Origin of the sequence: Veillonella intestinalis (assembly GCF_943193155.1) — a bacterium.
Classification (GTDB): domain Bacteria; phylum Bacillota; class Negativicutes; order Veillonellales; family Veillonellaceae; genus Veillonella_A; species Veillonella_A intestinalis.
Map to the genome: position 1 here is coordinate 1 of NZ_CALPDB010000007.1, position 18,285 is coordinate 18,285.

The window sequence follows — 18,285 nt, forward strand, 5'->3', positions numbered from 1 at the left end:
TCAGAGTACAAGCTCTGACAGATTCAGTGGCGATAGCTACGAGGGTCCACCTGTTCCCATCTCGAACACAGTAGTTAAGCTCGTAAACGCCGAAAGTACTTGGCTGGAAGCGGCCTGGGAGGATAGGTAGTCGCTGATTAATAAAAGCAAAGGGTCATACCGAAAGGTATGGCCCTTTTGCTTTTACTGATGAGCTACTGAGTAACTCATCAGGTTAGTTTCCAGCCAACATAGTAGGAGTATCTCTAAGTGTTAAAGCACAATAGAAGCAGTCCTGGTATGCAGAGAGCATAATTTATAGGAGCAAAGTGACGCATAAATTATTGCGAATCGCATAGTTCGGGGCGTAAGATTTCTCTTCGAGAAATCCACAGCATCCGAACGGACGTATTTAATATGTACTAAGTGTGACGCACAAATGGGTGTGAATCTTTTAGTTCGCAGCGTAAAATTCTTCGAAGAAGAATTCACAGCTGTCGAACAGATAGGAAAGAATACCGTGTTTTAGAATCTGCTTCCTATCCTCCCAGAAGCTGGGAAAAGTAGTGAACCAGCTTTGAAGGACTGTAAGAACTCCCCAATGTGCTTGATAATATGATATAATTGATACCATCATAAAATATACTTTGAGTAGAGAGAAACGAGGTTTATATGAGCATTAATATTACAATTCGTCGTGGGGAACGACAAGATATTGCAGCCTTATTAGACATATATAATTATGAGGTACTCCATGGTGTAGCAACGCTGGATATACGTCCTAGAACCATTGAAGAGTGGACTGAGTGGTATGAGGCACATAATATCAAAAACCACCCTTTACTTGTAGCTACTGTTGAAAATACGGTAGCTGGATATGCAACTTTATCAGAATATCGGAGTAAAGAAGCTTACTCAAGTACCGTTGAATTGTCTATTTATGTGGGGCCTGATTTTCGGGGAAAGGGAATAGCAAGTCGTTTAATGGCAGATATATTACAACTTGCTAAAGAGGATCCAACGGTGCATTTGGTTGTATCAGTGATTACAGCTGGTAATGAGGCTAGTGTAGCTTTACATAATAAATTTAATTTCACTTTTTGTGGTACTATTCGTGAGGTTGGAGTCAAACAAGGGCGTTATTTAGATATTGAAAATTACATGTTACTAGTTTAAACTAAAATATAAGTATAGTTTAGTGTTAATTGATGGAGGATTACTGATGAAAACATATTCGTTTCATTATGGAGAGCAGATGATTGATTGTACTTTGGATGAAAAGCGTGTTATTGGGGAATTACATATGGCTGAAACGCCAGTTATTGTTGATCCAGAATCTGCTATTCGTGATGCATTAGAAAATCCCATTGATTCTAAACCACTAAAAGAATTAGTAAAACCTAATGAAACAGTTGCTATTATTGCAAATGATACAACGCGAATTGCTAATACGCATGTATTTATGCCCATTATACTAGATTATCTTAATGAGGCAGGTATCCCAGATGAAAATATTAAAATTGTATTTGCTTTAGGGACGCATCGTGATATGACTGAAGCTGAAATGATTAGCGAAGTGGGCATGGAAGCGGCTGGTCGTGTAACAATGATTAACTCTTCCGCTAAAAAAGCTGATGATTTTAAATATGTAGGCACCACTTCTTTTGGCACGGAAGTATATTTAAATCGTCATGTAGTGGATGCAGACCATATTATTTGTACAGGTTCCGTAGTTCATCATTTCTTTGCCGGTTTTGGTGGTGGCCGAAAAGCTATTTTACCAGGGGTAGCATCTTATGAAACAATTCGTCAAAACCACAGTTTGATGCTTGATGAAAACGCGACTATTGGACATTTAGAAGGCAACCCAATTTATGATGATCAAATTGAAGGTGTGGCTATGTGTCCACCAACATTTTTGTTAAATGTTGTATTGAATGGGGAAAAAGAATTCACTGGGGTGTTTGCTGGTCACTATATTACGGCCCACAAAGCAGCTTGTGATTTTGTAAATGCTCAAAACGGGGTAGAAATTGAACGTCAAGCACCTATTGTAATTGCCTCTACAGGGGGTTACCCAAAAGATATTAATATTTATCAATCCCAAAAAACGATGGATAATGCTGTGCGCGCTGTAGCGCCAGGTGGTGTAGTTATTTTATTAGCTGAATGCCGTGAGGGCTCTGGGTCGGCTATTTTTGATGAAACAGTTAATACTTTTGATTCGATTCAAGCTATTGAAGATTCTGTTCGTCAAGATTTTCAAATTGGACGTCATAAGGCCTATGCAGTAACACGTTTGATGAAAAAAGTAGATTTTTATTTACTTTCTAGTTTAGATGATGCATACGCCAAAAAGGCCTTTTTTACACCTGTACATTCTTTGGAAGAAGCCCTTCAGTTGGCTGATGCTAAATTGGGCAGCGATGCTGAAATTTTACTTATGCCTCATGGTTCTTATACAGTTCCAATTGTTAAAAAATAAAATACATTGACATAGGAAAAAGAGAAGTCTTATACAATAGAAATAGCCCCTTAGAGCTAATATAGTTCTAAGGGGCGTTTTTATTTTAGTGTTTAAAGAAAATTAGCACTTGCATTTTTAAATAATTCGATGTATACTGATATAAGTAAATGCATGTGCATGCATTTTGTGAAATATAAAATAAATATAAGTCAGAAATTTAGACTGATAATGATAGAGTCATTTATTAATTAAATCGCCTAAAGGGGGGTGGACATATGGCTTATATACTTAATTGGCTAGCTGATTTACGACGGATTAAAGAAATTTCAGAAACCTTGGAGAAAGAATTAACAGCTCGTTCGTCATTAAATTTAAATGGCTATTATGTGCTTTATTTTTTAGCGCATAGTGAAGAAAAAAAATTGCGTTTAAACTTATTACAAGAGCAAATGGGATTAAGCCAAAGTGCTATGTCTCGTATGATCGTTCGCATGGAAGGGATGAATTGTGGTTCTATTCAACGCGTTAGTTGTGAGTGTGATAAGCGCGGAGTATATATTGCTATTACAGAATGTGGTTTGAAACGATTAGCGGAAGCAGAACCGATTGTGGAAGACGTATTAAAGAGATTTTATGCGTAAGATTGGTAATTCCGATCTAAGCAATGATGAGACGTGATTATTGCTTAGGTCGTTTACATATATTAAATTATTAGTAAAATATATGCATGAGCATTCATTTATAAAAATGTATGAACATGCATGGATATAGTGATTGATAAAGTAGAATTGATGGTGAATCAGTCAGTTTGTGGGAATGATTTGTAATTTAGTTAACTCACAGCTGTTGGTAATAAATAAAGGAGAGTTAATAATGAAACAATTAACAGAGCAAGTACGTTTACGAAATGGTGTGGTATTAAAGAATCGGTTAGCGATTCCGCCAATGACAACACGTATGAGTTATTATGATGATACGGTAACTGGTGATGAAATAGCTTATTATGGAATGCGTACAGGCGATGTAGGATTATTTGTTACAGGCGTAGCACATATTCAACCAAATGGGCGAGGCTGGACTGGTGAATTGGGTGTATATGATGACAAGTTTATTTCCGGTTTAAGTCGCTTGGCAGCTACGATGAAACAGAATGGCACCAAAGCAGTGCTTCAAATTTTTCATGCAGGGCGCATGAGCGATAGCAAAACTTTAGAAGGCGAGCAGCCAGTAGCGCCAAGTGCTATTGCTTCAGCTCGTGAAGGCTCTGAAGTACCACGTGAGTTGACAAATGAGGAAATTGAAGAAATTATTGAAAACTTTAAAGCAGCTACTGTACGCGCTATTAAAGCGGGGTTTGATGGTGTAGAATTGCATGGCGCTAATCATTATTTATTACATCAATTTTTCTCACCGCATTCTAATCGCCGTAACGATCAATGGGGCGGTTCATTAGAAAAACGTTATACCTTTATTGAGCGCGTCGTAGATGGCGTTTTGAGTGTAGTTAAAGAGATGAATGTACCTGACTTTATTGTGGGCTATCGTTTTTCACCACGAGAAGAAACGGATCCAGGTTTTAATTTAGAAGAAACTTTATGGCTAGTAGATAAATTGGCCGATAAAGAATTAGATTACTTACATATTTCGTTAACTCGTTATGATCGAGCTACTAATCTTGAAAAATATGCTGATAAATCTATGTTGCAGTATGTGTATGAAACGATTAATGGCCGTTTGCCATTAGTATCTGTGGGGGATATTCATAACCGTGCTGATTTAGAAGCAGCGCTACAATATTCTGATATTGCAGCGGTTGGTATTGGTGTATTAATTGATCCTAAATGGTTTGCTAAAATACTAGCTGGTCGAGATAATGAAATTCGCCATACCTTGAATTTACAAGACAAAGACTTATTGATGATCTCCAATGGGACATATACGTTTATTGAAATGAAAGCGCCTCATTTGTTAGTAAAATAAGTCTTTGGTGAGCCTTTTTCAGAGTATATAGTTGTTAAGTGGCTGCTGTATAGGAGGGGCAAATTCTCTATTTCATTTTGAAAGGGGGGATGACCTAGTAAATTAAAACTTGAAATATATAAAACTTCATAGTATACTATTTTATAAATTTAACTCATGGGAGTTAAATACTAATCAAGTGTTTTGATTAGTGTGTAGAATGGTAGAAGTTGCATTAGGCAACGCGTAGAGAGGAGTTTTTATATGTTTAAGCGTAGTATGGTAAGTGTAATGGTGGGCCTTTTGGGCTTAGCATTGTTAGTAGGTGGTTGCGGCACTGGTGGTGCTAGCCAAGATGGAAAACTTCGTATTGGTATTTTACAACAAGTGGAACATCCTGCTTTAGATGCTTCAACAGAAGGTTTTAAAGCTGGCTTGGCAGAACGTGGTTATACATCTGACAAGGTTGAACTGGACTTCCAAAATGCTCAAGGTGAGCATTCTAATATGGAAAGTATTACGAGTCGCTTTGTTTCCGATAAGGATAATCTTATTTATGTAGTGGGTACGGCAGCCTCCCAAATTGTAGCGAATGCAACTAAAGAGATTCCTATTGTAGGCGCCGCTATTTATGATTACAAAGGTACTGGTTTAGTTCATTCCGTGGAAAAGCCAGGAACTAATGTAACCGGTACTACAAATTTTAACCCTGTGCCGAAACAGCTCGATTTAATTTTAAAAGTATTACCAGGCACTAAGGAAGTAGGCGTTATTTATTCGTCTAGTGAAGTTAATGCACAGATCCAAGTGGCAGCTTTTAAAGAATATGCAGCCACTAAAGGTATTAAAGTAGCGGAAGAAACCATTACTAGTGTTAATGATATTCCACAGGTAGCTACGAACTTAATTAATAAAGGTGTAAAGGTTATTTATACGCCAACAGATAATTTAATTGCTTCAGCTATGCCTAATTTAGTAGCTGTAGCGGAAGCCGCTAAGGTGCCAGTTTTTGTATCCGATGGCATGTTAATTGAAAAAGGCGGCTTTATGGGATATACTGTTGATTTTTACCAATTAGGTGTTCAAGCAGGCCATATGGCAGCTGATATTTTAGATGGGAAATCTAAACCCGCCGATATGCCTGTTCAAATGCAAGCGACTATGAAACTTGCCACGAACCCTGAGATGGCTAAAAAATTGGGGATTACAATTCCTGATGATTTGCCTCAAGAAGCTAAATAGTTAGCTCTGTTTTACTTAATATTGCACATATGACACCGTAAGGACGATAGAAGGTTAAGATTCCATGAAAATCTAACTTTTGAGCGAACTTACGGTGTTTTTGTATGGCAAAAAGATGATAAAACCTATCATATGGGGTATAATAAATAATAGGAGTTTTCGATATAGTAAATATTGTATTGTAAGATACTGCTTATAAAGATATATAGTATAAAGGAGTTTAATATGATTGATTTTGTAGCGATAGATTTTGAAACCGCTAATAAATATGCTAATAGTGCTTGCTCATTAGCAGTAGTAACAGTAGAAGATGGACAGATTACTAAACGAGGCTATAGCTTGATTAAGCCACCATTTATGCAATTTGATGAAGAATGTATTGCTATTCATCAGATTCAACCGCAAGAAGTGATGGATAAACCTACCTTTGATGCCCTCTGGCCCGCTATTTATGAAAATCATTTAAAAGGTAAATTAGTGATTGCTCATAATGCTAAGTTTGATATTGGTGTACTGCGAGCTACATTAGACCATTATAATATTGAATGGCCTGAATTAGACTTTACATGTACTGTAAAAATTTCAAAACGAGTTTGGCCTGACTTGCAGAATCATAAATTAAATACAATGGCTGCTTACTTAGGTTATGAATTTAAACATCATTATGCCTTAGATGATGCTGAAATTTGTGCACAAGTAGCCATTGCAGCGGCTAAAAAGCGTGGTGTTCATTCTATGGAACAATTGTTAGCTAATATAGGCTTAGCGAAGGAGTCTTTTATTACGGATGATCGCCGTGAAAAAGTAAAAGAAGAAGCAGCTGGCGAACAGATGTCATTCTTCTAAAGGTACTAAGTTTTTTAGGATAGTTATAAAAGATAATAGGAAAACAGGTAATTAGGTACTAGGTAATTAGGTACTAGGTAATTAGGTACTAGGTAATTAGGTACTAGGTAATTAGGTACTAGGTAATTAGGTACTAGGTACTATTTACTATTTACTATCTATTATCTACTAGGTACTAGACATTAGGTAATAGGTAAATAGGACAAGCCTTCTGGTTTAAGGAGCTACTGATGGATAAAAAACAATCACAACAGACATATACGGGACGTGATATATTAGCTCACGTAGATCATACATTACTAGCCCCTACAGCGACGTGGGCACAGATTCAGACCTTGGTAGAGCAAGCATTGGCATTTAAGACGGCCTCCGTGTGTATTCCTCCAGCTTATGTGAAACGTGTAAGAGAGACTTATGGAACGGGTATTACAATTTGTACGGTAATAGGTTTTCCCTTAGGTTATATGACAACAGAGGCAAAAGTGGCAGAAACAAAAGAGGCCCTAGCCAACGGGGCTGATGAAATCGATATGGTAGTTAATCTTGGCACTGTCAAAAATGGCCAGTATGCAGCTGTGGTAGAAGAAATTAAGGCTCTTAAAGACGTATGTGGTGAATCGATTTTAAAGGTTATTATTGAAACTTGCTATTTGACGGAGTGCGAGAAGATTGTTCTTTGCCAGGCTGTGACAGATGGCGGTGCCGATTACATTAAAACATCCACTGGTTTTGGTACAGCTGGAGCGACCTTAGAAGATGTGCTCTTATTTAAGCAATATATAGGACCAAACGTGAAAATAAAAGCAGCAGGTGGCATTCGCTCTATAGAAGATATGCTAGCCTACTTAGCAGCTGGTTGTGAACGTATTGGTGCTAGTGCAGCCGTTGGTTTATTGGAGACACGGCTAGATGAGACTTTATCCTTAAAAAGTATAACTGATCTGTAGAAGTATATTGCATTTGCTGTTACTTATACAAATTAATGGCTGATAGTGTCCTAAATAACTCAAGAAATGAGAGGTAAGCCTATGCATATGAATGAGCTGATTTTAAAAAAACGTAATGGTGGCACTCATAGTGAAGCGGAATTTACATATATGGTAACTGAGCTTGTTAAAGGCACAATTCCTGACTATCAGATGAGTGCTTGGCTTATGGCTGTATATTTTCAAGGCTTAACAGCTGAGGAAACAGCGGATTTAACAATGGCTATGGCTCAATCGGGCGAACAAATTGATTTGTCGAGTATACCAGGAGTTACAGTAGATAAGCATAGTACAGGCGGTGTAGGAGATAAAACAACCTTTATAATAGCCTCCATTGTAGCCGCTTGTGGTGTGCCGGTGGCGAAGATGTCAGGTCGTGGTCTGGGACATACAGGAGGCACCATTGATAAATTAGAAGCAATACCCGATGTGAAGGTAGAACTTTCTAAGGAGGAGTTTTTTCAGATTGTACGCACCGTAGGCGTAGCCGTTACAGGGCAGTCGGGAAACTTAGCGCCAGCTGACAAATTGCTATATGCTTTGCGTGATGTGACTGGCACAGTGGATAGCATTCCTCTTATCGCTTCTTCGGTGATGAGTAAAAAAATAGCAGCAGGCAGTGAAGCCATTTTGCTAGATGTTAAAGTGGGCAGTGGTGCCTTTATGAAAACCTATGAAGACGCCCTAGAATTAGCTGAAATGATGGTAGCCATTGGTACTCATAACCAACGTAAAACAGTGGCCTTAATTACTGATATGGATCGACCTTTGGGTCAAGCTATTGGCAATGCTGTAGAGATTGCCGAAGTTGTGGCTACTTTGCAGGGGCATGGTCCAGCCGATTTGGTCAGTGAATCACTCGAATTAGCAGCTAATATGTTGTATTTAGGGGGCAAGGGGGATTATGAAGCTTGTCATACATTGGCGAGTGATACTTTAAAAAGTGGGCAAGCATTTACTAAGTTTTGTGAAATGGTTGAGGCTCAAGGTGGCGATAGCTCTGTGCTAATGGAGCCAATGTTTAAGGAGGCCGCTTATAAGGAGGCCATATTGGCTCCCGTTTCAGGTTATATTATGCATATGGATGCTGAAACTTGTGGACGGGCTGCGTTACTATTAGGAGCTGGACGTTATACTAAAGCGGATATTCTTGATTATAAAGCAGGTATTTGGATGTTGAAAAAAACAGGCGATAAGGTTGTGGTAGGAGAGCCTATTGCCTATGTGCAGAGCAATACAGCAAGCACCTTAGCAGAGGCTAAAGAGCGATATATTTCAGCCTTAGAATTTGGTACTACGAAGCCAGTTACAAAACCTTTGGTGTGGGCTCGTGTCAGTGAAGAAGGGACGGAATCATATATATGAAAGAATCAGTTATATTAGCGAATTCTTCAGTAGATATAGGCGCTGTTCTATTAAAGGCGGCTCATGAGGCAAAACAGAATTCTTATAGTCCCTACTCAAAGTTTGCTGTTGGCGCTGCTGTACTTTGTAAGGATGGGACTATATTTACCGGGTGCAATATAGAAAATGCATCATTTGGACTTACTAATTGTGCGGAACGAGTAGCGATACAGACTGCTGTGGCAGCGGGGTATAAGGAATTTCAAGGGATTGCTATTGTCGGTGATTCAAAGGGACCGTGTATGCCTTGTGGAGCCTGTCGCCAAGTTTTAGTGGAGTTTAAAATACCTCTAATTTATTGCGAAACAGAGACAGGTGATAGCATTAGCTACACCTTAGAGGACATATTGCCTCATAGTTTTGGCCCTGGGGATTTATAATATTTATAATAAAAGCGAGTTAGTCGTATACACCAGTGTGGTGATTTTACGGCTAACTCGCTTTGTGTTTACAAGGAAAATAAACTTACTAGAATATTTAGTGAAGTAGTATTCCCTAGTATAGTTATTGTATTGTAAGGATTACAAGATTATATGATCCTTAGAAGGCTGGTAAAATAGCCCCTTTGTATTTGTCATCAATGAATTTCTTGATTTCTTCGGATTGAAGCGCTTTCATCAATTTTTGGATTTCAGGACGGCTTTCATCGCCTTTACGAACTGTTATGATGTTAGCATATGGGGAATCTTTATCTTCTAAGAATAAAGCATCTTTAACAGGATTTAAGCCAGCTTCTAGGGCAAAGTTAGTATTGATAACTGCTAAGGCTACATCGTCTAAGCTACGAGGCAATTGTGCGGCTTCTAATTCTACAAATTCAAGATTTTTTGGATTGCTTACAATATCTGTTTTAGTGGCATAAATATTGTTAGGATCTTTTAATTTAATTAAACCTGTTTTTTCAAGTAAAAGAAGGGCACGACCACTATTACTTGGATCATTAGGAATTGCAATTTTAGAACCATTTGGTAATACGGAATCTAAGTTTTTATCTGTAATCGTTTTGGAGTAAATCCCCATTGGTTCGATATGAACTTTACCAGCGGAAACAAGGTCCATTTTGTGTTCGCTGGCAAATTTATCCATATATGGGACATGCTGGAAGAAGTTGGCATCTAATTCTTTATCATTTAAGGCTAAGTTAGGTTTTACATAGTCTGTAAATTCGATGATTTTTAAATCAATGCCTTCTTTTTCTAATAATGGTTTAGCTTGCTCTAAGATTTCACCATGGGGTACTGGAGATGCACCTACCGTAATTGTTACTTTGTTAGATGAACCAGTTGAGCTGCCTGTGTCACTACCACAACCAGCAAGTAATAAGGCGCTACCAAGAATAGCTGTGGCAGCTAGGGATAAAAGTTTTTTCATACTATACCTCCTCAGGTTATACAGTAATTAAGAAACATCAGATGAGTTAATAAAAAAAGATGGCCTCGGACACCGAGCCATCACTGCTTGCGCGTTGTATCTCTCGGTATATACCGCAGGAATTAGCACCATCGAATGGTTGCCGGATTTCATAGGGCCAGTCCCTCCATCACTCTCGATAACGTTTCATATATAATTCTTTGGTAAGTATATCATGAGAGGACAAATTTGTAAAGCAAAAAGAAAACCGACTCTGTGGGGCAGAGTCGGTTCGTATTGGTTCATAGTTTGCTAGTGACAATAGATATGTTAAAATGCTGGCAAAATGGAACCTTGATATTTATCTTCGATGAATTTTTTAGTGTCTGCCGATTGAAGGGCTTTTACTAATTTTTGAATTTCAGGACGATTTTCATCACCAGGACGTACGGCAATTAAGTTAGCGTATGGTGAGTTCTTATCGTCTAGGAATAAGGCATCTTTAAGGGGATTTAATTGGGCCCCTAACGCATAGTTGGCATTAATAACAGCAATATCTACATCGTCTAGACTACGTGGTGTTTGTGCCGCTTCTAATTCAACAATGTCTAAGTTTTTAGGATTAGAAGCTATGTCAATTTTGGTGGAGTAAATATTGCTAGGATCTTTTAGTGTGATAAGTCCAGCTTGTTGTAATAATAGCAAGGCACGACCCGTATTAGTAGGATCATTAGGAATGGCTACTTTAGCGCCATTAGGAATTGACTTTTGTAAATCTTTGTCTTTTATTTTGTTGGAATAAAGACCCATTGGTTCAATATGAACGGCACCAGCAGATGCAAATTTCATATTGTGTTCTTCTTCAAACTTTTTCATATATGGGATATGCTGGTAGAAGTTGGCATCTAGTTCTTTATCATTTAAGGCTAAATTAGGTTTGATGTAATCGCTAAACTCAATAATTTTAAGTTCAACTCCTTCTTTAGCTAATTTGTCTTTTACCTGTTCTAAGATTTCTGCATGTGGTACCGGTGAAGCTCCCACAGTTAAGGTTACTTTTTTGTCAGAACCTGCGGCGGCATTGCCTTGATCATTGCCACAGCCAGCGAGTAATAGAGCGCTACCTAATACAAATGTAGCGGCTACGGATAAAAACTTCTTCATAAATGAAGCCCTCCTTTTTCTCAAATAAAAATATGTATGAAATTTATTATTAATTTTGCATCCCCAATACAAAATTAATATAGCGATAGGGTAATAAAAAAACGATGCCCTCGGGTATTCCGAGTCATCGTTACTACTTTTTATCTCTCGGTATACGCCGCAGGAATTAGCACCATCGAATGGTTGCCGGATTTCATAGGGCCAGTCCCTCCATCACTCTTGATAATATCGCTATTGAATTTCTTTGCTGATTATAGCATGAAGAAAAGACAGTTGTAAAGTAGGAAAATATATAAATTTATGAATTTAGTAGGAATTAAGTTGTTGGTAGTGTTTATTAAGTCTTAGCATATATTTTAGTGTTTATATGAAATTTTATTTTTGAAAGTTTATTTATAAGATTAGAATATAGAACGAAAAAATGCGTTTAATTTTATTTGAAATTCATAATATAAAATTATAATTAATTATAAAAATGATGAAGCGACTGCTTTTTTGCAGTCGCTTTTTTCATTTTTATGATTTTTGAATTAGGTTAATTATTTTAATAAATCAACTTAATGTTGGCTTTTGATACCATTTTTAGGTTGATTAGAACCATTATTAGAACAATAAATATCTGAAAATATGTCATACTAAAAATGAGAACTTTGCTATAGCAGATATATTAAGAAAGGTTGGATTGATGTGGTTGATGTATCGGTTGTAATGAAGCAGATTGGGGTGAAAATCGAATATTTTCGAAAAATAAAAGGGTTGAGTAGATCAGAATTGGCTGAAGCGATTAATATGAGTGTTAATAGTATAGGAAGAATAGAGCGTGGTAATTATAATAAATCCATATCTGTTCATACTATTATTGCGATAGCAGAGGGCCTTGATATAGAGTTCACTAAAGTTTTAGAATTTAGCGATCAAGAAAAAGCAAGGTGGGAGGTGTCAGATTTTAAAAATTTTATAAAATAAGCTAGTTTGTAGTTATTTGGAGGGATTTTCTTGTTTGAAGGAAACAAAATTATATTAATTCTGGCATCTATTGTGGTAGGAGCTTTATTAAATTTAATGCGAGATAAAAAAATATCTCTTAAATTAATTGCTTATAGTTTTGGCAGCTTTTTATGTATTTTTGAATTTATTACAATTTTTACAGATATTTATGATAAAAATTTAATTCCAGAAATTGGCTTAATTGTAGGATTATTAATATTGGGATATATAAAATTTATAGACAAAGAAAAATATTCTTTTATTCATCGATTATTTCAATGGTCTTATTTATCTTTATTTAACTCGTGGTTTTTTAAAATATTATTAAACAATTTAGCCTCTGGCTCTATAACAATAATCATAATTACTATTATTAATTTAATAGTAATTGTATATACTGTACCAATTATAATTAATTCAATTAATTGGAATCGTGGATATTTAATTATTAAATTTAACGAAGTAATGGATGATTTTATTAATGCAGGAATATGTTTATTGAGTAGAATTGATCAAATTATTATACGAATATTACTGCATATATATTTTCTCGGCCTCCCAATATTAGCGCTAAATAATATTGAAAAATTAATTATAAAAAATGGGATAACTGAAACTATTTTAGTACTTTTAAGTATCCCTATTATTTATATAGTTTTATTAGCTAGATATAAAAGAATAAATGAGCGTAAAGTTTTTTAAATATGCTTTTAAATTATAAAATTTAATATTAGTCTTATTTATGGTAGAAAAGGAGTTTTTTATATGGCCACATTATTTAGTAATTTTATTAATATTATTGCTTTGATTATTGGGGGTGGCTAACATTTAAAGTATATTGCTCTTTGGCAAAAAAATATAATATAGTATCATTTTCAGGATTTATAGGGCATATGTGGGGGCATTTAGATTTATTGATTTCCTCAATATTAATTGCTGGATTAATAATGGGTATACCGTTGTATATTGGAGAAAGTTTATTAAAGTGGATAGGAATTTTATAATTTTTGATAGGGAGGGCTAATTATGAACTTATTAACTTATTTTAGACAAAAACAATCTACAAAATTATTTCTTTTTATATTACTTTCTATTTTATTGTTAGTTGGTGGGTGCGGTTATGATGATAATGTAAAAGTCGTACGAAATGGAAACTTTTATGATTATCCTAATATACCTATTGGTGAAGCTTTTGATGATTTTTTTGAAGATAGCAAATGGGAATCTTTTACTAGTGATGATAATCGTATTATTGTAGATTTTAAGGGAAAATGTCTCTATAACGATAAAAAGGCTAATGTTCATATGCAATTTACGTTATATAATAATCAGTCATTTGAAGTTACATACAGTAGTATAAATGATGTTCCAATTAATATTTTAATGCATGGAGGTTTAATTTATAAAGTGATGGACTCTTATGAGAAATAAGTGCATTGTATATTTATATAAAATCTATAGGAGGATAGTATGGAAAAGTTTTGTTCTAATTGTGGAAAATTATTGGATAAAGATGCCAAATTTTGTGGCGCTTGTGGTAAAAGCTTAAAAAGAAATAGTGTAGATGTAGTAATGAACACGATAGACTCTAATGTTGAGAAGTTAGAAAAAAATAGTGCAGAAGTAATAAAAAATAAAGTTATTCCTACACTTGATAAGGTGGGCGCGAAAATACATGAGGACTTTTGGGAGCCAAAATTAAATTCAGAAGAACAAGTATTTATTGAAGATAAAGGCTTTATTGATTCTTTTTTTAAAAAAGATGGGAGATTAAATAGAAAACCTTATATTTTTCGTTTAGTAACAATTCATTTATCTAGATTTGTTTTTATGCTTACACTATGGTATTTACTCTCCGATGATTATGGAAATGTGTCAAGCCCTATTGAATGGTTACTGATTGCGCTGGCTATGTGTTTTGTATATTCTAATTACTGTATAAATGTTAGGAGGCAACAAGATTTAGCAACCTTTGATGAGGATGTAGAAGCGAATAGTGAGGATAATGATAAAGATGATAAATTTTTTCTTTCTAAAGCTATTGTTTTTTTAGAATTTATGGCATTACTAAGTGTCTTTAATGATGGACATACATTACGTGGTACTACAAAATTATATAAAGACCTTGAACCACTTTTTATCATAGGTGCGTATTTTTTCCTATTATATTTATCGACAAAGAGAGGAACTAAAGGAAGAAATCAATATGGACCCGATCCATTAGAACACAAATAATTCTATTGCTTTATATTTTATGATAGAAAGAGGTTCTTTAAATGAAATATATTTGTACACAGTGTAATGCTGAAAATTCAGGTGATAATAAATTCTGTTACAATTGTGGTGCTAGGCTTCAAGAAACAGTTAATTTAGATGATAGTAGTTTAGTAGAGTCTAATGATAATACGCAAGAGGAAATAACAAATAATAATGTCCCCCAATTGGATAATAAAAAAAGAATAATAAAATATATATTAGGGGGATTATTAGTAATATTAGTCGGTTTTTTGGGTGTTCATTTTTTAGGATTTGGAGATACTGCCTATATCACTACTGTACAAACTATGCAATTAACAAAGTCTGAAACTTTAGGAGATAGAGTAACAAGTGTCTTACTTATAGAAGGGGGGAAAAATGCAAGGGTGGAAAATATAAAATGGACTGTTGTTAGGGAGAATAAGAAAGGTAAGATAGTAGAGGCACGCCTAAATAAAACATTGTGGGTTGAGATACAAACATATCAAAGAAAAGATATGATTTATGTAGATCCCGGCGATATAGTATTGCATAATAAAACTTACAATAATAGTAGGATTCTATTCTAAGTATCACTAAAATATTAAAAGATAGGATATACAAATGAAAAAACGTTGTTTATTATTAGGTATAATGATGTTCTTTACAATAGTTCCTAGTTATGCAAGTGATGGAATTACGGCTAATGCATTAATAGGTAAATGGATTGCTATTAAAGACAGTACTACAATGACCATTACCAGTAATGCTATTAATAAAGCACCGTATTATTTACGGGATATAGAAAGGGAAGGTGAATTAACTAAAATTTCTATAATTATAAATGGAAAAAATATTTTAACATTTATATTTGCAAATAATAATCCTAATTTATTTAAATTAATACGTAGCGATTCAACTGAAGGAGAGTATTATTCAAGATAATGGAGATTTAGTAGAGATGGCTGGGCATTCGTTAAAAAAATTAAAAATATTACTGTTGTTATTAGTCACATTAACACTTTCTATTGCTTTATTTGGGTGTGGAAATAATGAAAACTCTTCACAAAATAATCAAGTTATTACAAATACCTCAGAAAATGATAAAGTAAAAAATACAGAAGATTCTGCAGATAAAAATAACCCTTTTAGAGAATTTAAAGATACTAATAATTCACTTAGTCAATATTTTTATTGGACTAATCATGTAGGCATTAATGCTTTTAATGAACAAAGAATAAAAATTTTAGAAGTTTTAAGAAACTCCAACAAGAGTGATGCAAAGATGATCCCTCTTACAAAAGGGAGTAATGGACTTGTTGAAACTGCACCAGGAGGTAATATTGATTATTTGTATTTTGGTCCCATAGAAAATAAACGGCCTAATGGAGAAGGGCTTTTATGGAAATCTACAGGTATTTTAAATACTTCTCAAAAAAATATTTCGAGAGGAGAGTTAGTGTTTATTGGAACATTCATTAAAGGTAAATTGTCAAGCGAATATGTTCTTGCATTTTATCAGGGAAAACTATACTATGAAGGCTCCATAACTAATATAACGCAAATTTCTTCAATACCAAAAGAACATGACGAACCTAATAGTATTAACGAAGGCTTTTACTATATATCACCACAACAATTTTTTTATGCAAAAATATTAGAAGGTTTATCTTTAGAGAACTCGATATCTCTTAATAATCAATATTATTTGATTAATGATTTTGATCCATTTAATCAATATACCGAACAGAGTTTTTTCCAGTCGTTCTTTAGAGGTTATTACTTATCTGATATTGCATTATATGAGAATATAAGTACTGCTTACTATGTTGACGATGGAAAAATTAAACTTAAAGTAGCTCCTAAATTTGATATTGAAAACTTAATGTTAAATAAGATTTCAGACAGACGTATTCTTAAATATGGTGATAATGGAAATTTAGAATACGATATTATTGGTGATATTAGTGGAATCGGTGTTGTTCATGAAGATTTACTAACTGGGAAAAAACCTCATTATAGGCTCAATGGGAAATCGGGAACTATCTATTATCCGAATGGCAAAATTAAATATCAAGGTGAGTTTGATTTTCGATTAGCTCCTCATGGATTCGGAACTTTATACAAAGAAGACGGCACAAAAGATTATACAGGGCAATGGGAGCATGGAAAATATAATCCTTAATAAAAACAAAATATAATAATTGTTAAGGCTAAAATAGGAGGGTATTATGGAATCTATTAGAGGTATATTAATGGTTATTGCGATAATTTGGTTAACATATCGCATATATAGAATTTTAGCTAGTAAATATCAAATTGTATCATTCTCTGGTTTTATAGGGCATATGTGGGGTCATTTGGATTTACTAATATGGTCATTTATAGGCGCATGTGCGGTTGTAGGACTTGTTTTAAATGGTATTGATTCTATATTTGGAACTAACTTGTTAAAATAAAAATTGTTAACTTTTTTTACCACCTAAGGGCTAAGCCCTTAGGTGGTTTTTGTTGTGCTAAAGCTCTTATTTTGATGATATAAGCAAGTTTATTCTTATAATATGTAATGAAAATAAGTATAAGGATTGTATGCTTAACTAGTAATACTAAAGAAGAGTTACTGACTTAACTACTTTATAAGAGTGGTTACAAAATAGTCATGATTAAAAGTATTAGGATTTGGAATAAAAAAAGAACTGTCTAGTAAACTAGACAGTTCTTAATTGTGGCGGAGAGAGAGGGATTTGAACCCTCGGTACGGTATCACCGCACACATGATTTCCAATCATGCTCCTTAAGCCGCTCGGACACCTCTCCATATGGCGCTACTTCATGTAACGTACTTTACTATTATAGAAGAAAGTAAAAATCTTGTCAATCCATAAAAAATAAAAATTTAAATCAGTCAGATGGGGCAAATTTGAATCTTTATAGTCGCATTAGTACACGTCTCATTGTAAAGGTAGGGGATAGTTATTCGATTACCTACGGTGTATGCAATTTGAGAGGGGGAGTATCTTAACAGTATTTGTGTAATTCTTCGCGATAATGTGCTAGTTTAATTTCGTCAGGCGAATAGGTAAATAGCTCGCTAATGGCTATGTCAAAAACCTCAGCTACTTTTAATAGAATATCTAAGGTAACACCTTCTATGCGATAGCCTCGTTCAAGGCGAGAAATGTAACTCGTGCTAATGCCTGTTTTTTCAGAGAGCTCTTTTTGGTACCAACCTTTTTCTTTGCGTAAATGGGCAATTTTACAGCCTAAACAGGTATAAAAAGCTTGCCCTTTTAAGGGTGTATCTACTGAGGCAGTAGGGCAGAGTGGATTTAAGAAGGCTGCTAATGCTAAGGCTGATTTGCTATTTGGTTTAAGTCTAAACGTTTTTACATGACTGGTGTTTTGTTTTTGTAAAGTTATTTCACTTGGTTTTATTGAATGGGTATTTGTTAATTTTGAAATTATGGTTGACACCACATACGCCTCCTCGTTGTGGTAATAGGGATAGATTAAATAAACAACTATATATTACTCCTAATCACATGTATTGTCTAATGTTTTGTGTCAATAAACATGTTGTTAATATGATTAATTAACAAAAAACGCTCATTTTTTCCCTAGCTAAAAGAAAAAATGAGCGTTATATCGTATTAGATTAAGGTATTA

20 protein-coding genes, 1 tRNA gene, 1 rRNA gene and 2 riboswitches are annotated in these 18,285 nt (G+C 34.7%); of the genes, 18 read left to right on the forward strand and 4 right to left on the reverse strand.

All coding sequences use genetic code 11. The annotated features are described in order from the left end of the window. The first annotated feature begins 22 nt into the window (after positions 1 to 22). The 10 genes from rrf (at position 23) to NFR44_RS08860 (ending at position 9,263) form a co-directional block, all read left to right on the forward strand. A 5S ribosomal RNA gene (gene rrf / locus NFR44_RS08815) occupies positions 23 to 139 on the forward strand. A gap of 512 nt (positions 140 to 651) precedes the next feature. Further along, entirely contained in the window at positions 652 to 1,155 is a 504-nt protein-coding gene (locus NFR44_RS08820) for a GNAT family N-acetyltransferase (protein WP_251444002.1), read from the forward strand. A gap of 46 nt (positions 1,156 to 1,201) precedes the next feature. After that, positions 1,202 to 2,464: a nickel-dependent lactate racemase family protein gene (locus NFR44_RS08825; RefSeq protein ID WP_251444005.1), complete on the forward strand. Its 1,263-nt coding sequence runs from the start codon at positions 1,202 to 1,204 to the stop codon at positions 2,462 to 2,464. A 257-nt stretch (positions 2,465 to 2,721) separates the two neighbouring features. Beyond that, positions 2,722 to 3,087, forward strand: a complete 366-nt coding sequence (locus tag NFR44_RS08830) for a MarR family winged helix-turn-helix transcriptional regulator (protein ID WP_251444008.1) — start codon at positions 2,722 to 2,724, stop codon at positions 3,085 to 3,087. A 232-nt stretch (positions 3,088 to 3,319) separates the two neighbouring features. Further along, positions 3,320 to 4,426 (forward strand): NADH-dependent flavin oxidoreductase, encoded by a 1,107-nt coding sequence (locus tag NFR44_RS08835; protein ID WP_251444011.1) that lies wholly within the window; start codon positions 3,320 to 3,322, stop codon positions 4,424 to 4,426. 243 nt (positions 4,427 to 4,669) lie between these two features. Beyond that, positions 4,670 to 5,647, forward strand: coding sequence for an ABC transporter substrate-binding protein (locus NFR44_RS08840; protein ID WP_251444014.1), 978 nt, complete (start codon positions 4,670 to 4,672; stop codon positions 5,645 to 5,647). A gap of 225 nt (positions 5,648 to 5,872) precedes the next feature. Then, positions 5,873 to 6,493: a 3'-5' exonuclease gene (locus NFR44_RS08845; RefSeq protein WP_251444017.1), complete on the forward strand. Its 621-nt coding sequence runs from the start codon at positions 5,873 to 5,875 to the stop codon at positions 6,491 to 6,493. Positions 6,494 to 6,723: 230 nt separating this feature from the next. Continuing rightward, on the forward strand, positions 6,724 to 7,440 hold the full coding sequence (gene deoC, locus NFR44_RS08850) for a deoxyribose-phosphate aldolase (protein WP_251444020.1): 717 nt from the start codon (positions 6,724 to 6,726) through the stop codon (positions 7,438 to 7,440). A gap of 66 nt (positions 7,441 to 7,506) precedes the next feature. Then, positions 7,507 to 8,844: a thymidine phosphorylase gene (locus NFR44_RS08855; RefSeq protein ID WP_251444022.1), complete on the forward strand. Its 1,338-nt coding sequence runs from the start codon at positions 7,507 to 7,509 to the stop codon at positions 8,842 to 8,844. Next, positions 8,841 to 9,263, forward strand: a complete 423-nt coding sequence (locus NFR44_RS08860) for a cytidine deaminase (protein ID WP_251444024.1) — start codon at positions 8,841 to 8,843, stop codon at positions 9,261 to 9,263. Before NFR44_RS08855 ends, NFR44_RS08860 begins: the two co-directional genes overlap by 4 nt. Before the next feature lie 160 nt (positions 9,264 to 9,423). Here the strand turns inward: NFR44_RS08860 and NFR44_RS08865 are convergent, their stop codons facing one another. Both NFR44_RS08865 and NFR44_RS08870 read right to left on the reverse strand, forming a co-directional pair. Then, positions 9,424 to 10,254 (reverse strand): MetQ/NlpA family ABC transporter substrate-binding protein, encoded by an 831-nt coding sequence (locus NFR44_RS08865; RefSeq protein WP_251444027.1) that lies wholly within the window; start codon positions 10,252 to 10,254, stop codon positions 9,424 to 9,426. 91 nt (positions 10,255 to 10,345) lie between these two features. Further along, a riboswitch (SAM riboswitch) is annotated at positions 10,346 to 10,439 on the reverse strand. Between the two features lie 124 nt (positions 10,440 to 10,563). Next, positions 10,564 to 11,397, reverse strand: a complete 834-nt coding sequence (locus NFR44_RS08870; RefSeq protein ID WP_251444030.1) for a MetQ/NlpA family ABC transporter substrate-binding protein — start codon at positions 11,395 to 11,397, stop codon at positions 10,564 to 10,566. A gap of 137 nt (positions 11,398 to 11,534) precedes the next feature. Then, positions 11,535 to 11,626, reverse strand: a riboswitch (SAM riboswitch). A 458-nt stretch (positions 11,627 to 12,084) separates the two neighbouring features. Between NFR44_RS08870 and NFR44_RS08875 the strand changes: the two genes are divergently transcribed. The 8 genes from NFR44_RS08875 to NFR44_RS08910 all read left to right on the forward strand — a co-directional run bounded on the left by NFR44_RS08875 (position 12,085) and on the right by NFR44_RS08910 (position 17,078). Further along, on the forward strand, positions 12,085 to 12,363 hold the full coding sequence (locus NFR44_RS08875; RefSeq protein ID WP_251444033.1) for a helix-turn-helix domain-containing protein: 279 nt from the start codon (positions 12,085 to 12,087) through the stop codon (positions 12,361 to 12,363). 30 nt (positions 12,364 to 12,393) lie between these two features. Beyond that, positions 12,394 to 13,086: a hypothetical protein gene (locus NFR44_RS08880; RefSeq protein ID WP_251444037.1), complete on the forward strand. Its 693-nt coding sequence runs from the start codon at positions 12,394 to 12,396 to the stop codon at positions 13,084 to 13,086. 324 nt (positions 13,087 to 13,410) lie between these two features. Next, positions 13,411 to 13,815: a hypothetical protein gene (locus NFR44_RS08885; RefSeq protein ID WP_251444041.1), complete on the forward strand. Its 405-nt coding sequence runs from the start codon at positions 13,411 to 13,413 to the stop codon at positions 13,813 to 13,815. Between the two features lie 39 nt (positions 13,816 to 13,854). Beyond that, positions 13,855 to 14,619, forward strand: a complete 765-nt coding sequence (locus NFR44_RS08890; RefSeq protein WP_251444043.1) for a zinc-ribbon domain-containing protein — start codon at positions 13,855 to 13,857, stop codon at positions 14,617 to 14,619. Between the two features lie 41 nt (positions 14,620 to 14,660). After that, positions 14,661 to 15,209 (forward strand): zinc-ribbon domain-containing protein, encoded by a 549-nt coding sequence (locus tag NFR44_RS08895; RefSeq protein ID WP_251444046.1) that lies wholly within the window; start codon positions 14,661 to 14,663, stop codon positions 15,207 to 15,209. Between the two features lie 34 nt (positions 15,210 to 15,243). Further along, a complete protein-coding gene (locus NFR44_RS08900; protein WP_251444049.1) occupies positions 15,244 to 15,564 on the forward strand; it encodes a hypothetical protein in 321 nt (106 codons plus the stop codon). Between the two features lie 16 nt (positions 15,565 to 15,580). Further along, positions 15,581 to 16,804 (forward strand): hypothetical protein, encoded by a 1,224-nt coding sequence (locus NFR44_RS08905; protein WP_251444052.1) that lies wholly within the window; start codon positions 15,581 to 15,583, stop codon positions 16,802 to 16,804. A 46-nt stretch (positions 16,805 to 16,850) separates the two neighbouring features. After that, positions 16,851 to 17,078 (forward strand): hypothetical protein, encoded by a 228-nt coding sequence (locus NFR44_RS08910; protein WP_251444055.1) that lies wholly within the window; start codon positions 16,851 to 16,853, stop codon positions 17,076 to 17,078. A gap of 267 nt (positions 17,079 to 17,345) precedes the next feature. On the opposite strand, the gene NFR44_RS08915 is transcribed toward NFR44_RS08910, so the two are convergent. Both NFR44_RS08915 and NFR44_RS08920 read right to left on the reverse strand, forming a co-directional pair. Beyond that, positions 17,346 to 17,436, reverse strand: a tRNA-Ser gene (locus tag NFR44_RS08915). 201 nt (positions 17,437 to 17,637) lie between these two features. Continuing rightward, entirely contained in the window at positions 17,638 to 18,093 is a 456-nt protein-coding gene (locus NFR44_RS08920; RefSeq protein ID WP_251444058.1) for a helix-turn-helix domain-containing protein, read from the reverse strand. Positions 18,094 to 18,285: the final 192 nt, after the last annotated feature.